General features: G+C 69.4%; 16 protein-coding genes. 6 read left to right on the top strand and 10 right to left on the bottom strand.

The window, feature by feature from the left end:
• A partial coding sequence (locus QWJ90_RS14255) for an SDR family NAD(P)-dependent oxidoreductase (protein WP_290108572.1) occupies positions 1-127 on the bottom strand: 127 nt, incomplete at its 3' end.
• A 76-nt stretch (positions 128-203) separates the two neighbouring features.
• Here QWJ90_RS14255 and QWJ90_RS14260 point away from each other — a divergent pair.
• On the top strand, positions 204-902 hold the full coding sequence (locus tag QWJ90_RS14260) for a FadR/GntR family transcriptional regulator (RefSeq protein ID WP_290108536.1): 699 nt from the start codon (positions 204-206) through the stop codon (positions 900-902).
• A 49-nt stretch (positions 903-951) separates the two neighbouring features.
• On the opposite strand, the gene QWJ90_RS14265 is transcribed toward QWJ90_RS14260, so the two are convergent.
• Complete coding sequence (locus tag QWJ90_RS14265; RefSeq protein WP_290108537.1) at positions 952-1,965, bottom strand: LacI family DNA-binding transcriptional regulator; 1,014 nt, start codon at positions 1,963-1,965, stop codon at positions 952-954.
• 264 nt (positions 1,966-2,229) lie between these two features.
• Here QWJ90_RS14265 and QWJ90_RS14270 point away from each other — a divergent pair, with 264 nt between their 5' ends.
• From QWJ90_RS14270 to QWJ90_RS14280, 3 genes are all read left to right on the top strand, one after another.
• Entirely contained in the window at positions 2,230-3,333 is a 1,104-nt protein-coding gene (locus QWJ90_RS14270; RefSeq protein ID WP_290108538.1) for a D-2-hydroxyacid dehydrogenase, read from the top strand.
• 12 nt (positions 3,334-3,345) lie between these two features.
• Complete coding sequence (locus tag QWJ90_RS14275; protein WP_290108540.1) at positions 3,346-3,921, top strand: gluconokinase; 576 nt, start codon at positions 3,346-3,348, stop codon at positions 3,919-3,921.
• Positions 3,922-4,336: 415 nt separating this feature from the next.
• On the top strand, positions 4,337-4,678 hold the full coding sequence (locus tag QWJ90_RS14280; protein WP_290108541.1) for a hypothetical protein: 342 nt from the start codon (positions 4,337-4,339) through the stop codon (positions 4,676-4,678).
• A gap of 82 nt (positions 4,679-4,760) precedes the next feature.
• Here QWJ90_RS14280 and QWJ90_RS14285 read toward each other — a convergent pair whose 3' ends face one another.
• From QWJ90_RS14285 to QWJ90_RS14320, 8 genes are all read right to left on the bottom strand, one after another.
• Positions 4,761-5,981 (bottom strand): aspartate transaminase, encoded by a 1,221-nt coding sequence (locus QWJ90_RS14285; RefSeq protein ID WP_290108542.1) that lies wholly within the window; start codon positions 5,979-5,981, stop codon positions 4,761-4,763.
• Positions 5,978-6,727 (bottom strand): 4-carboxy-4-hydroxy-2-oxoadipate aldolase/oxaloacetate decarboxylase, encoded by a 750-nt coding sequence (locus QWJ90_RS14290; protein ID WP_290108543.1) that lies wholly within the window; start codon positions 6,725-6,727, stop codon positions 5,978-5,980. Before QWJ90_RS14290 ends, QWJ90_RS14285 begins: the two co-directional genes overlap by 4 nt.
• Positions 6,724-7,479: an SDR family oxidoreductase gene (locus tag QWJ90_RS14295; RefSeq protein WP_290108544.1), complete on the bottom strand. Its 756-nt coding sequence runs from the start codon at positions 7,477-7,479 to the stop codon at positions 6,724-6,726. The genes QWJ90_RS14290 and QWJ90_RS14295 overlap by 4 nt, the downstream gene beginning before the upstream one ends.
• A 37-nt stretch (positions 7,480-7,516) precedes the next feature.
• Positions 7,517-8,530, bottom strand: coding sequence for a biotin-dependent carboxyltransferase family protein (locus QWJ90_RS14300; protein WP_290108545.1), 1,014 nt, complete (start codon positions 8,528-8,530; stop codon positions 7,517-7,519).
• Positions 8,527-9,249 (bottom strand): 5-oxoprolinase subunit B family protein, encoded by a 723-nt coding sequence (locus tag QWJ90_RS14305; protein WP_290108546.1) that lies wholly within the window; start codon positions 9,247-9,249, stop codon positions 8,527-8,529. Before QWJ90_RS14305 ends, QWJ90_RS14300 begins: the two co-directional genes overlap by 4 nt.
• Complete coding sequence (locus tag QWJ90_RS14310) at positions 9,246-10,019, bottom strand: LamB/YcsF family protein (protein WP_290108547.1); 774 nt, start codon at positions 10,017-10,019, stop codon at positions 9,246-9,248. Before QWJ90_RS14310 ends, QWJ90_RS14305 begins: the two co-directional genes overlap by 4 nt.
• A gap of 311 nt (positions 10,020-10,330) precedes the next feature.
• Complete coding sequence (locus QWJ90_RS14315) at positions 10,331-11,683, bottom strand: MFS transporter (RefSeq protein WP_290108548.1); 1,353 nt, start codon at positions 11,681-11,683, stop codon at positions 10,331-10,333.
• Positions 11,684-12,008: 325 nt separating this feature from the next.
• The gene (locus tag QWJ90_RS14320; protein WP_290108549.1) at positions 12,009-12,467 is read right to left on the bottom strand and encodes a MarR family winged helix-turn-helix transcriptional regulator; all 459 of its coding nucleotides are present in this window, start codon (positions 12,465-12,467) and stop codon (positions 12,009-12,011) included.
• Positions 12,468-12,656: 189 nt separating this feature from the next.
• Here QWJ90_RS14320 and QWJ90_RS14325 point away from each other — a divergent pair, with 189 nt between their 5' ends.
• Complete coding sequence (locus QWJ90_RS14325; RefSeq protein WP_290108550.1) at positions 12,657-14,213, top strand: MFS transporter; 1,557 nt, start codon at positions 12,657-12,659, stop codon at positions 14,211-14,213.
• Positions 14,214-14,351: 138 nt separating this feature from the next.
• Positions 14,352-14,819 (top strand): MarR family winged helix-turn-helix transcriptional regulator, encoded by a 468-nt coding sequence (locus QWJ90_RS14330; protein ID WP_290108551.1) that lies wholly within the window; start codon positions 14,352-14,354, stop codon positions 14,817-14,819.
• The last annotated feature ends 9 nt before the right edge of the window (positions 14,820-14,828 follow it).

Raw genomic sequence — 14,828 nt, forward strand, 5'->3', positions numbered from 1 at the left:
GGTCCCGACCATGCAACACCACCTCCGCACCCGCTTCCGCGAGCGCCAAAGCCAGCGAACGGCCAAGACCCCGCGACGAACCCGTCACCAGAGCCAAGCGACCAGAGACGTCGAAGATGTCCGTCATGCGGGATGAACCTCCTGAGTAATAGTCTGACTTTATGAGTCTGCCACGACCCGGCGAACGACGCAGAGGCGCGCCCGTGAACCTCCTGGACCGCCTCGGTCAGAGCATCGCCGACGGCGCCCTCGCCGCCGGATCGGTGTTCACCATCGCCGACGTGCAGGCCGAGAGCGGAGCGTCGAGGTCCGTCGTCCGAGAAGCCGTGGGCGTTCTGGCGAGCATCGGCATGGTGGAGCCGCGCCGACGCGTCGGCGTCATCGTCACCTCCGAGCACCGCTGGGAGATCTACGATCCGCACCTCATCCGGTGGTCGCTCAGCGGGCCGCGTCGGGCCAGACAGCTCGAGGCACTGATGGAGCTGCGTCTGGCGGTCGAGCCTCTTGCCGCGCGCCTGGCCGCCGAACGCGCCACGCCGGATCAGCGGACCGATCTCCTGGCCACGGCCGAGGCGCTCGGGGAACTCGGCGCCGCAGGGCGCGGCGACACGCTCGACTACCTCGATGCCGACGTGGAGTTCCACACGACTCTGCTCGTGGCATCAGGCAACCCCTTCCTGGCTGGTCTCGTCTCGCCGATCACGGAAGTGCTGCGAGGCCGCACCGAACTCGGCCTCACTCCCCGTCGACCTGCTCCGGGAACGGTCGAAGATCACATCGCGACCGCTCGCGCGATCGCCGAGTACGACTCCCACACTGCGGCCGCGCGCTCCGCAGCGCAGCTCGAGCAGGTTCGTCGCGAGGTGGCGCGCACGGAGAGAGTCGATGCCGCGTCATTCTGAGGGACCGTCGCGACGTCGACTGCATCGGCGTCGTCGCCGCCTGCGGTGTTCACTCGGCGGCGGCGACCGGTCCCGTGGAATCGCGCACGGTGAGGTGAGCGGCGAGCCTCTCGGTGCGGGGGCGCGGCGTCCTCGCGGTGAACTGCCCGATGAGCAGCTCGGTCGCCGCGCGGCCCGCGCGCTCGCCCGAGGCGGTGACGGTCGTGAGCGGCGGGCTCGACGTCTCAGCCGCGGCGATGTCGTCGCAGCCGACCACGCTGATCTTCTCCGGGACGTCGACGCCGCGCTGGCGGAAGCGCATCATCGCCCCGATCGCCAGGGTGTCGTTGAAGAACAGCGCTCCCGTGGCGCCGCTGAGCGCCACCGCGTCGGCCGCGGCCGCGCCGGCCGACAGCGAGGGATGGAACGCGCCGATGGGCAGGAGCTCGACCTCCATCTCCTTCACCGCGGCCTCCAGGGCGGTGATGCGCGCGTGGTCCGTCCAAGAAGACTGAGGCCCGCGCACGTACGCGATCCGCCGGTGGCCGAGCGAGGCCAGGTAGTGCAGCGCTTCGACGGAGGAGGACGGCGTGTCGATGACGACGCTGCTGATGCCCGGGACCTCGCGGTTGATGATCGTCAGAGGAGTGGCGTCCCCGATCGATCGGAGCGTTGTCTCGCTCCCACGCGGTGATGCCAGCACGACGCCGTCGACGGTCTTCGACAGCTCCTTCAGCCAGTTCAGCTCCACATGGGCCGACTCCTCGGTGTTGACGAGGAGGAAGAGGAAGCCCGCGGCCTGAGCCTGCGCCTGGCTCCCGCGGATGAGATCGTGTACGAACGGATTCACGAGATTCGGCACGACGAGCGCGATCGTCCCGCGCGCCCGCCGCTCGGGCCCCTGCGGCAGCGTCGCCGATGCGTAGCCCATCTCGACAGCCTTGGTCGAGATGAGCTCGTACATGGCCGCACTCACACGGCCGGGGTTGCTGAGAGCGCGAGAGACGGTCGACGGCGCGACTCCGCAGGCGCGGGCGATGTCGGTGAGGTTCACACGACGGGTGAATCGACGCTCCGGGATCACGAGACTCTCCTTACGATCGGCACGACCTGTGCCAGTTGTGCTCCATTGGTGGCCTCGACTGGCGCCGTTGCCGACCGGGCCTGAGCGACGGATGGCACGAGTATGGCACAGAAACTGGCATCGTCTCGCGAGGTGGGTAGTTTCAGGTGAGCATCGACCGCCGCGCCGCGCGGTGCCGTCGAGCGCTGCCCTTGGAGTTGCGACCAGGCGCGCCGGCTCGTCACGCCGGGCCCTCCGACCCGTTCTCAAGAGAAAGCGACCGCAATGACCGACGCTTCATCGACCGCCCCGGCCCAGGCGGCAGTCGTTTCCGACTCACTCCCCGCGCTGCGCGTCGCCGTCGCCGCACCGCTCGCCGAAGCGGACGCACAGCGCATCGTCGAACTCGAGCCTCGTGTGGAGCTGCTGCACGTCCCCGGTCTGCTGCCGCCCATGCGCTTCCCCGCGGACTTCTCCGGGGATCCCGCGTTCTCGAGGTCGGCTGCCCAGCAGCGCGCCTTCGAGGAGCTCCTCGAAGGCGCCGACGCCCTCTATGGCATCCCGGACGTGAACCCGCAGCTGCTGGCCAGCACCATCCGCTCCAACCCGCAGCTGCGGTGGGTGCAGACGATGGCGGCCGGCGGCGGCGGGCAGGTGCGCGCCGCCGGCCTCACCTCCGCGGAGCTCGAGCGTGTCGTCTTCACGACCAGCGCCGGCGTGCACGGCGACAGCCTCGCCGAGTTCGCGCTCTTCGGCGTGCTCGCCGGCGCGAAGAGCCTGCCTCGACTCTCCGCACAGCGGGCCGCGCGCCAGTGGACCGACCGGTGGACGATGGGCCAGCTGAGCACGATGAATATCGTCGTCCTCGGCAACGGCGGGATCGGGCGGAAGACGGCGGAGAAGCTGCACCTGCTCGGGGCGCAGGTCGTGAGCTTCAGCCGATCGGGCGCCGCGTCCGAGGGCCAGGTGACGCCCGTCGCTCCCCTGCCCGAGGTCTGGGATCACCTCGCCGACGCGGACGCGCTGATCTCCACGCTGCCGGGCACCGCCGCCACGGAGCGTCTGATCGACCGCGACTTCCTCGCAGCGCTCAAGCCCGGGGCCACCTTCGTCAATGTCGGCCGCGGCACCGTCGTCGACGAGGAGGCCCTCGTCGACGCCCTGCGCGCGGGGACCGTCGGGTTCGCCGCGCTGGACGTCTTCGCCGTCGAGCCGCTGCCCGAGAGCAGCCCGCTCTGGGAGCTGCCCCAGGTCATCGTCAGCCCGCACACCGCCGCCCTCGATCCTCGTGAGGAACGGCGCATCGCCGAGCTCTTCGCCGACAACGCCACGCGCTTCCTCGACGGGCGGTCGCTCCGGAACGTCGTCGACACGGTCGACTTCTACTGAGGGAGCACGCGGATGACTGAGCAGAGCGGGCATCGGGAGCCGCCGCTGGTCGTCGTGATGGGCGCGGCGGGCAGCGGGAAGACCGTGGTCGGCGCGCTGCTGGCCGAGCGGCTCGACGTGCCGTTCATCGACGGCGAGGACCATCAGCCGACGCAGAACCTCTCGAGGATCGTCGAGGGCGTCAGCCTCACCGACGACGACCGCCAGCCTTGGCTGCAGGCCGTCGCGGACGACCTCCGAGCCCGCCGGGGCGGCGGAGTCGTCATCGGCTGCTCTGCCCTGAAGGCGGCGCATCGCGACGTGCTCCGCAACGCGGCGCCGGAGGTCTTCTTCCTCCATCTGGACGTGCCGCGCGCGGTCCTCGCGAACCGCCTCATCACGCGCTTCGCGCAGTGCTCTCCGCGCACGCTCCTCGACGACCAGATGCGCGCGCTCGAGCCGCTGAGGGACGACGAGATCGGCACCCGAGTCGACGGCGACCAGAAGATCGAGCGCGTGGTGCGCACGGCGCTCGTCGCGGTGACAGGCGGAAGGGCCTCCCTCCCCTCGCGCGAGCGTGCCGAGGCAGACGCCGACGACATCCGCTGAGGCGACGATGGCCCGGCCCTCCGCGCCTCACGGCAGCCCCGCCGGATTCGACGAGGGCTGCCGCCTATCGGCGCACTGCCCGCATCACGACGATCCGGACTGGCTGACCTGCGCCGAGGCGGCGATCCGTCGGCGCTCGGACTACCACGTCGGAAAGCTCTCGCCCGAACAGCCCGTGCCGAGGCGGTCGGCTGCTGCCTCCCCGCCGTCGGCGCCCGCGGCGCCGCGCACGCCGCGGGCGCCGGAGCGAAAGCCTGTATCGGAGGTTCACGGCACGCCATGGGGATACAAGCGCGGATGCCATGACGACCGCCTGTGCCCGAACTGGGCGCTGGGCCGGCAGACCTGCGCTGGAGCGCGTCGTCGCTACCTGGACGGGTGGCGGTCGGGGCGTCTCGGCGGGCGCGGGGCGCCGGTGGAGCACGGCACGTCGAACGGGTATCTGCTCGGGTGCCGCGACGCGCGCTCCTGCCCCGGCGGGGACACCGGGGAGACGTGCCCGGAGGCACGGGCCGCCTACAGGAGGGAGTGCGCGCGGGCTGCCGGCATCGCCCCGCGCGCGGAGACCGTGAGCGCGGCGGCAGCAGCCGAGCGCGTGCGCGAATGGCGACGGCAGGGGCTGAGCATCCGGGAGATCTCCGCCCTGACCGGGTGCGGGCGCACGACGATCGGCGACCTCGGCTCCGACGATCCCCTGCGCCGGCGTCGGGTGACCCCGCGCACCATGCGGCTCATCCTGAGCGCGGAGCCGACCTGATCGGTCGGCGTCGCCGTCGATGGGAGACGTCGAAGGGGCGCGACGACCGGTCGGTCGTCGCGCCCCTTCCGTTCCGAGGTCGTCAGCGCAGGTCGGCCACCGCTCCGGCGATCGCGGCGGCTCCGGCCTCGATCGTGTCGAGGTCCGTTGCGAACGACATGCGGAAGAACGGCGCGACTCCGTACGCCGACCCCTGGATGACGGCCACCCCCGCGTGATCCAGCAGGTACAGCGTGAGGTCCTGGTCGTTCTCCAGGACCGTGCCGTCGGGCGTGCGGCGGCCGATGAGCCCACTGCAGTCGACGAACAGGTAGAACGCCCCGTCCGGTGTGACGGGAGTCAGTCCGTCGATCGCGCTGAGCAGCTCCACCGCGCGGTCGCGGCGCTCACGATAGACGGAGACGCTCTCGTCGATGAAGCTCTGGTCGCCCGTGAGGGCCTCGGCTGCCGCGGCCTGCGTGATCGACGAGGGGCACGACGACGTCTGCGACTGCAACAGGTTGATCGCCTTGACGACCCCCGGGTCTCCCACGGCGTATCCCAGTCGCCATCCGGTCATTGCGTAGCTCTTGGAGACGCCGTTCACGGTGAGCACGCGATCGCGGATCGCCGGCGCAGCCTGGGCGAGGCCGACCGCCCGCTCGTCGCCGAAGACGATCTCGTCGTAGATCTCATCCGTGAGCACGCGCACGTGCGGTGCGTCCTCCAGTACCCGGCCCAGCGCCTCCAGCTCGTCCCGCGAGTACAGCACGCCGGTCGGATTGCTCGGAGCGTTCAGCACGAGCCACTTGGTGCGCGGCGTGATCGCCGCACGCAGCGCCTCGGCCGTCACCTTGTAGCGGTTCTCGGCCGTCGTCTCGAGGATGACCGGGGTGCCGTCGTTCGCACGCACCATGTCGGGGTAAGAGACCCAGTACGGCGCGGGGATGATCACCTCGTCGCCCTCGTCGAGCGACGCGGTGAACGTGAGGTAGATCACCTGCTTCCCGCCGCCGCCGACCGTGATCTGGTCGTCCGCGTACTCCACGCCGGTCGTCCGCAGCATCCGCTCGCGGATGGCCGCGCGCAGGCGAGGGGTGCCGTTGACGGGGGTGTACTTGGTCTCCCCCGCCTCGATGGCGCGGATGGCCTCGACCTTGACATTGGCGGGGGTGTCGAAATCGGGCTCGCCCACGGTGAGGTCGAGGATCCGCCGCCCCTGCGCCTTGAGCTCGCGCACGCGAGCCGCGGCCGCGGAGCTCGGCGACTCCTTGATCCGCTGCACGCGACGCGCCGGCACGAATGCCGTCGTCGTGGTGGTCACGGGCGGGCCCCCAGCCCGTGGTCGGGGTCGACGTCGTCGATGTCCGTCGTGATCCCCTTCGTGCGCAGCACGTCGTGGAGGTTGCACAGGTCGATCGTCGTGCGGCCGGCCTTATACAGCTCGATGAGCTGCTCCTCGTGCTCCTCGCGGGCTCGGGAGAGCTCCGCGACCTGCGCGACCTCATCACGGCGCACGACCACCACGCCATCCGCGTCGCCGACCACCGCGTCGCCCGGGTAGACGAGCTGACCGCCGAAGACCATCGGCTGGTTGATCGGGCCGAGGGTCTCCTTCACGGTGCCGGTGATCGAGACGCTTCCGGAGAACACCGGCAGCCCGAGCGCGCGCAGCGAGGCGGTGTCGCGCACGCCGCTGTCCGTGACGACCGCCGCGATGCCCTTGGCCTTCGCGGCGTTCGCGAGCACGTCGCCGAAGGTGCCGGCCTGGCCCATCTCGCCGGCTGAGACGAGGATGACGTCGCCGGGCTGCGCATAGTGGATGGCCACCTGCAGCATGAGGTTGTCGCGCGGCGCGCACACGACAGTGAACGCCGTGCCGGCGAAGCGCATGGTGTGGTCGACGGGCTTGATCTGCGAAGCGATCGCGCCGCGGCGGCCCTGCGCCTCATGGATGCTCGCCGAGCCGTAGCGGCCGAGGAGCTCCACGGCCTCCGCGTCGGCGCGCTCGATGCGGGTGGTGACGTGCGGGGGCGTCGTCAGCGGACGGGTCGTGGTGGTGGAGCTCATGCTTCCCTCCGGTCGAAAGTCAGCCCGCCGGGGACCTGGAACGTCGGCATGATCTCCATCAGGCCCATGTTCACGTGGCGGGGCGCGGCGAGCGCGAAATCGATCGCCGCGACGATGTCGTCGGTCGTGAGGGATTCGTAACCCTCGTAGTAGGTGCTCCAGGCTTCCTTCAGCGCCTCGGGCGATCCGCCCATGTTGCGGCCGAAGATCTCGGTCTCCACGCGGCCGGGGCAGACCTCGGTCACGCGGATCCGCTTGCCGACGGTGTCGTTGCGCAGCTGGCGCGAGATCTGGTGCACGGCGGCCTTCGTCGCGTGATAGGCGGTGTGGCCGAAGAAGTTGTACAGGCCGGCGATGCTCGAGATGTTGACGATGTGGCCGCAGTCCCGCTCCACCATGCCGGGAAGAAGCAGCCGGGCGAGGTGCAGCACCGCGCGGAGGTTCACATCGACCATCGCGTCGACGCTCTGCCGCGTCGCGTCGAGGATGTTGCCGGGCGCGCTCACGCCCGCGTTGTTGACGAGCACGTCGATCTCGAGCGTGCCGAGCTCGCGCTCGATCGCGTCCGTGTCGGCGAGGTCCACGACGTGTGCGATGGCACCGGTCGCCTCCGCGAGCGCTGTCAGCCGCTGCGCGTCGCGAGCGACGGCGTGCACGGTCAGCCCCTGCTCGCGCAGCTTCTTGACAGTGGCTTCACCCATTCCGGTGGAGGCGCCGGTGACGAGCGCGGTGCGGTAGTCGCTGTAGGTCATGCAGACCTTCCTTTCTACGAAGTGATGTCGGGCGGAATCAGGCGCCCTGCAGGCAGCCCGAGGAACGCACGGGAACGATGTGCTCCGCCCCGATGCAGGAGTAGACGGTGGCCACGCGGTCGCGCAGGGCGTCGAGCCGTTCGCGCCAGGCGCGCGCGTCCCGCGCCGCATGCTCCGCCGTCACCCGTCGGAAGACCACGGCGGTTCCCGGTCGGGCCTGTCCCAGGGTGTCGAGCGAGGTGGACGTGACGACGGCGAGCACGGGATACCCCGCCGTCACACCCCGCCCGCGATGGAGGACGAGCAGCTCGTCCCCCGGCGGCACCTCGACCGCTCCGACGGGCACACCGCGCGAGATCATCTCATCGCTGCGCACGCGCTCCGGCAGCGAGCCCGTCAGGCGCAGTCCGATGTGGTTGCTTCGCGGGGTGACCCGGTACGGTGCGTCGAAGAGCCGCCGGGATGTGCCGGCAAACTCGTCGACGTCGGGGCCGTCTGTGACGTCGATGTACGCGACATCGCCGAAGAACGGGCGGTCGACGCCGAAGTTGAACAGGGAGATGCCGAAGTACGGATTGATCGGCGCGGCGGTCTGAGCGTTGAGGGCCACCTGTCCGCCGTCGGTCAGGAAGCTGCCGAAGCCGATGACCGTGTCGGGGGCACAGCTGCCGAGAAGCCCGGGGACCGCGAAGGACCCGTGGACGGCGACGTATGCGCGCATCCCGCCGGTCATCGAGGACAGCGCCACCGTCTGCCCGGCGCAGACGGACACCGGCTCCCACATCGGTCGCTCGCAGCCGTCGACCGTCAGCGCCACCGGCGCTCCCGTCACCGCGATGAGCACGTCGACGCTGGGCACGAACGCGGTGTCGAAGGCGACTGCCTCGATGAGGGGCGCAGCCTCGTCGTTCGCGACGAGGATGTTCGCCACCCGGGCGGAGTACTGGTCGAGCGCGCCGTTCACGGGGAGGCCGAACGCAGGCCCGCGGAACCGGCCGAGGTCGGTCACGGCCGCTCGCCCGGCGAGGGTGATCGTGAGGTGCGGACTCACTTCGCCTCCTCCTTCGTGGCTTCCAAGCGCATCCCCCGCAGTGCGTCGAACTCCGCCTCGTCGATGCGACGGAAGCGGAGGACGTCGCCCGGCGCGTAGGGAACGAGCGGTTCGGCGGCGAGATCCAGCACCGTGTACGGCGTGCGCCCGATGAGGGACCACCCGCCCGGTGCGGGAGCGGGTGTGATCGTCGCCTGCCTTCCGGCCAGGGAGACCGCCCCCTGAGGGACGTGCGTCCGGGGACTCTTGAGGCGAGGGACCGGCACCGGCAGCGCGGGCCCGTCGAGCATGGGAGATCCGCCAGGAGCGCCGAGGCAGCGGATGACGTAGGTGGGAGCGAGATGCGCCTCGATGACGGCCTCCTCATCGAGACCCGTCGTGCGCGCGACGTCGGCGAGGTCCGGGCCGCCCTCGCCGCCGTAGAGCACGGGGACGATGAACTCGCGGGGATTCTCCGTGAGGGGCTGCGAGGGATCGACCTCCGACAGCACCACCGAGACGATCGCAGTCATCGCAGCCGCGCTCGTGATCATCGGGTCGAACTCGATGAGCACGGACTCGTAGGTGGGGATCGCCGAGTGCACCCCGGGCACACCGGGGACGCTCACGGCGCGCGCGATCATGTGCACCAGACGCCAGTCGCTCTCGCGGTCGCCCGTGGTGCCGGTGACGCGGAGCGCCGCCTCCCCCGTCTCCTGGATGCGAGCGGAGGCGCTCACCGCAGGCTCTCCGCATCCAGCGGAGCGATCGCCACTCCCGATGCCTCGAGCTGCGTGCGGATCTCGCGCGCCACCGCGACGGCGCTGGGCGTGTCTCCGTGAAGCAGGACCGTGTCCACGTGGACGGAGATGTCGACGCCGTTCACGCTTCCGATCTTCCCCTCGACGACCATGCGGACAGTGCGCTCGGCGACCTCGGCAGGATCATGGATGACGGCTCCGGGCTGTGAGCGCGGCACGAGCGTGCCGTCGTCCTGGTACGCCCGGTCGGCGATGCCGACGATGCCGACGGCGAGACCCGCAGCTCGCGCGGCGTCGGCGAGCTCGCCGTCCTGCGCCAGCACGATGAGATCCCGATCGAAGCCGAGAACGGCGTCCACCACGGCCTGCGCGTAGTCGGCGCGCGTGGCGACCAGGTTGCCGAGGCGCCCGTGCGGAGCGACGTGAGCGAGCGACGTGCCGTGATGCGCCGCGAACGCCGCGAGGGCGCCCATCTGGTAGGTGACGTCCGTCCGGACCTCGTGTGGGGTGAGGTCCATCGCTCGACGGCCGAAGCCGACGAGGTCGGGGAAGCTCGGGTGCGCGCCGACCGCGACGCCGCGCTCCCGGCAAGCCGCCACCGTGCGGTCCATGATCCGCGGGTCGCCGGCGTGGAACCCGCACGCCACGTTGGCGGAGGTGAGGATGTCGAGGAGCGCGTCGTCGTCGCCCATGCGCCAGTCGCCGAATCCCTCGCCGAGGTCGGCGACCAGATCGATACTCCGAGTCACCCGAGGGCTCCTTCCGTCGTCGAAGGCACGTGGTCAGTCGCGCCAGAAGCACGTTATGCAATGAAACGCCGTCGCGACGCCAAAGGCAAAGCGTGTTGCCGAGTTCGTGCCACAAAGCAGGGAGTTCACCCCGCAGGCCGCATCTTCGCGCGACGGATAGATGAAGGCGTGGCAAATTCATTGCCACGTCCGGCTGTCCTCTCGCGCTCGGATCGGCGCAGAGGGCGCCGACCCCAGTCCGCCGCGCGGGACGCGGAGAGCCCGGGGTGCCGATGGCACCCCGGGCTCGCTCTGAGCGGCGTCTCGCTCGTCTACGGAACCAGGATGGACGAGGTGACGGCGTCCTTCTCCTTCTGCGTCTGCTGCGCGTCGTCGAGCTCATCGAGCGTGAGCCGGTGCGTCTCCTTGGCGGTCAGCGCGGCGATCACCGCGACCAGAGCGAGACCGATGCCGAGCATGCCGGGGCCGACCCAGTTCTTCAGGTCGCCGCCGGACAGAGCCGTCGAGGCGACCGGCCCGATGGCGCCGGCCAGCGCGAAGCCGATCTGCGTGCCCACGGCGAGGCCGGAGACCCGCACGCGGTTCGGGAACATCTCCGCAAAGAACGCGGGCCAGGCAGCATTGGCGGTGGAGTAGAAGAAGCCGTTGCAGAGGATGCCGAGCACGAAGATCATCGGCCAGTTGCCCTGCGTGATCGCCCACAGGTAGGGCAGGGTCGTGATGCCCGCACCCAGCGCGCCGATGATGAACACGGTCCGGCGTCCGATGTAGTCCGCGACATAGCCGGCGAGCGGCGTGTAGAGCAGGGCGAGCAGGCTCGCCAGCACCGGCACCCACAGCATGGTCGACTTGTCGAGCCCGTAGCCGGTCGTGGCGAAGGCGACCGAGAAGGTGGCGAAGAGATAGCTGACGCCCGCGACCATGGCGCAGGCGGCGACGCGGATGATCTTGACCCAGTGGAACCGCGTCACCTGCTTGAGAGGCGCGAGCTGCACCTTGATGGCCTGGGTCTCGATGAAGGCCGGCGGCTCCTGGAGCGAGCGTCGGATGATGTAGGCCACGACGACCACGACGGCGGAGAGCCAGAACGGGACGCGCCATCCCCAGCTCAGCAAGTCCTCCTGAGGCAGGGCCGCGAACGGGATGAAGACGGCCGTCGCAAGCAGACCACCCGACGCCGAGCCGCTCGTGACGAAGCTGGTCGTGAACGCACGACGGTGGTCGGACGCGTGCTCGAGGCTCATCGAGATCGCGCTGGCCTGCTCTCCCGAGACCGACAGGCCCTGCAGGACGCGGATGACCACCAGCAGGATCGGCGCGAGGACTCCGATCTGGTCGTAGGTCGGCAGGCAGCCGACGACGAACGTGCAGACGCCGATGCCGAACAGGGTCAGCATCATGACGAACTTGCGGCCGAATCGGTCGCCGAGCGGGCCCAGGATGAAGGCACCGAGGGGTCGCACGACGTATCCCACAGCCAGCGTGACCATGCTCAGCAGCACACGGATGCCGGCGGGCAGCTCCGGGGGGAAGAAGAGCTGGTTGAGCACGAGGGCGGCAGCGGTGCCGTATACGGCGAAGTCGTAGTACTCCAGGGTCGTGCCGACCCAGGAGGCTATTGCGGCTCGCGCCGGCGTCTTCTTGAGTGCTGAGGTTGTTGTCATTTCGCCTCCATTGGCAATCGGCGGTGCGGCGACGGATCGGGATTCGTTTGTCGGCGCCGGGGACCCTGCTCGGTGAGTCGGGGGCTGGGTATCGCGGGCTGCTCGAACTATACGAATCGACACGAAACCAGAACAAGCACTGTGCCACAGCCGTGCCAAGGCGGCGGTACGCATGCCCGCCGATTCGCGGCTGCAGGCGTGAGCGAGCCGAATCGCCGGCAAATTCATTGCCACAGTTCGATCTGGGCGCCGCTGGTTGCTGCAACGGCGAATTGCGCGATCGCCTGAGCGGCTATGCGCGGTCATCGTCGGCGCCGCCGCGAACTCAGCTTGGAAGGGTCGAACTCGTTCCGCAGTCGGCGCCAGTACCCGCGCGGACGGTGTCGAGGGTGCGCAGGAGGTCCGTCCATAGACCGTCCGGCATCAGCGACAGTCGCTGCACCCAGTAGGCGCGCACGCGTTCGATGTGCGCTACAGCGGTCTCCGTGACGGTGAATCCAGTGCCCCGCACGGAGCCGTCGGCACCGCCGGAGCAGACGAGCCCCTTCCGCTCGAGGGCGTGCGCGGTCGCACTCACGTTGCTGCGCTGCAGACCCGTCGCCTCAGCGATTTTCATCGCGGTACTGCCGGGGGCGCGGTGGATCTCCCGGATCACCGTGATCTCTGTCCCGGTAAGGGCCGCGACCTCCTGTGCAGTCGCCCCACGCAGCTCGAGGTGGTGGGCGAGCGCGATGACAGCATCCGCGAGATCGGCCAGGACATCCGGGGTGGCGTCCTTGCTCATATCTCCCATCTTACTGTATGTTTTTATACACAAGGGGGCTGTGTGCGATCGAGGTAGCGCACGCCCGCGCAGTACTGCTGCCACGTTCGGTCCTTGCGCACAGCGCCCTCGCAAGGACACCCCGCCTTCGTTCGGGCCTTGTCTCGCGTGCGTTCTCGCTACATGACGAACGAAAGAGCACACGCACCGATGACCTCGACTGCTCCCATTCGTCGCGACACCCGCAGTAGCGGGCTTCGCGGCAATCCCACCGCCACCCTCGTGTCCGTCGCGTTCGGCCTGTTCATGGTGGGTCTGGATGCCACTGTGGTCTCGATCGCGAATCCCGCGATCGCCGCCGATCTCGGCACCAGCTTCGCCGAGCTGCAGTGGATCACGAACGTCTACCTGCTCGGTCTTGCCGCGTTCCTGATCCTCGGCGGCAAGATCGGCGACCGTTTCGGCAGGCGCCGCACCTATGTCTTCGGCGTCGCTGCGTTCGCCCTCACCTCCGTCGCGATCGGCCTGGTCGGCAGCACCACGGGAGTCATCGTCTTCCGCGCGCTCCAGGGCGCCTCCGCCGCAATGCTCATGCCGCAGACCCTTGCCTTGCTGAGGTCCACGTTCCCGCGCGAGAGGTTCGGCATGGCGGTCGGCGTCTGGGGCGGTGTGTCCTCCGTGGCGATCGCCGCCGGCCCCATCGTCGGTGGCGCACTGGTGGCGACCCTCGGCTGGGAGTCGATCTTCTACATCAACGCCCCGATCGCCCTCATCGGCGTGATCTTCTCCGCACTCGCGCTCAAGGAATCCACCGCGGAGCGCCAGCAGGGCCGCTTCGATATCCTCGGCGTGATCCTGCTCGCCACCGGGCTTGCCAGCCTCATCGTCGCTATCGTCCAAGCTGAGGTCTGGGGTTGGAGCAGCGGCCTCACCATCGGCGCGTTCGTGCTCGGCATCGTGCTCCTGGGGTTGTTCGTGCTCACCGAGTGGAGGACGAGGAACCCCCTTCTGCCGCTGACCCTGTTCGGCTCCCGCGGCTTCAGCATCGGCGGCCTGGCCATCGGAACGAACTTCTTCACCTTGCTCGGCGTGACCTTCTTCCTCACGCTCTACCTGATGAACCTCCGCGGCATCGAGGGACTCACGGCCGGGCTCATGCTGCTCCCCCTCTCAGGTGTCTCGATCATCGCGTCGCCCATCGCTGCGGTCGTCGTGCACAAGATCACTGCGAAGTGGACGATGATCACGGGGCTCCTGCTGATCGCGGTCTCGTTCTTCTCCCTCGTGGCCACAAGTGTCGATTCCCCGTACTGGGGCATGGTGATCCCCTTCGTCGCGCTGTCATTCGGCGTCGGGTTCACCATGACCGCCGGCGCGGACTCCATCGTCGGCAGCGCACCCGTCCAGTACGCGGGCGTCGCCGGGGGGTTCCAGGCGACTATGCTGCAGCTCGGCGGCGCACTCGGCACCGCGGTGTTCGCGGCCGTCGTCTCCTCAAGCGTGAACAGTGGCACCGAGAGCATCGATCTCACCGCCCCGGACCGCGGCTCTCTCGCCCAGGGCATCGTGCCCGCACAGCTGACCGGCGCCGACGTCGTGGCCGCGCAGGACGCGTTCCTGAACGGCTTCCACAACGCCTTGGTCGTCGGCGCGACCGTCGCGGTCGTCGTCGCCGCCCTCGCGCTCGTCTTCATCCGCACTCGCCGCCATGCCAGCGTGAAGACGGTGCTCGAGGAGACCGTCGAAGGCGAGGCCGGCCACCGCTGACTGCGGCCGCCGAGTGTCTCTCCTCAGTCACGGACGAGGCACTCGGCGCCGCACGTGGCAGGGGGTCGGCAGCCGTGCCTGTTGTCAGAGACTGTTTCATCTGTCTGAAATGTTATCCGCTTCTGTCATACTAGGGCGGTGACGACTGTTCCTGGCTGGACTGACGGCCTTCCCTACCGCCTGTTTCGCGCGAACCAGGCGGTGCAGCGCCTACTCGCTCAACAGACAACTCATCTTGGCGTGACGATCACTCAGCTCGGTTTCGCGGTGCATCTCGATGCGCTGGGGCGGTTGTCGGGATCCGACCTTGCGAGGCACTTCGGTGTCAGTCCCCAGTCCGCGTCGATGGCGCTCGGCGGGCTGGAGCGCCTGGGGTGGGTGGAGCGGACTCCGCATCCCGTGCACAAGCGGGTGATCTGGTTCGGCGTCACTCCCCTGGGGAGCGAACAGGCTCAGGCGGGTCGTGCGATCCTGGGGCAATTCCATGCAATGCTGGAGGAGCGTCTCAGCACGTCCTTCGTGTCCGATCTTCAGCAGATGCTACTCGAGTTGTCGGCAGATCTAGTCGGCGAGGAGCAGCCGCCGCAGCCGCTATGGCCAGCGTGACGACAGGGT

Origin of the sequence: Microbacterium oryzae (assembly GCF_030406385.1) — a bacterium.
Taxonomy (GTDB): Bacteria; Actinomycetota; Actinomycetes; order Actinomycetales; family Microbacteriaceae; genus Microbacterium; species Microbacterium oryzae_A.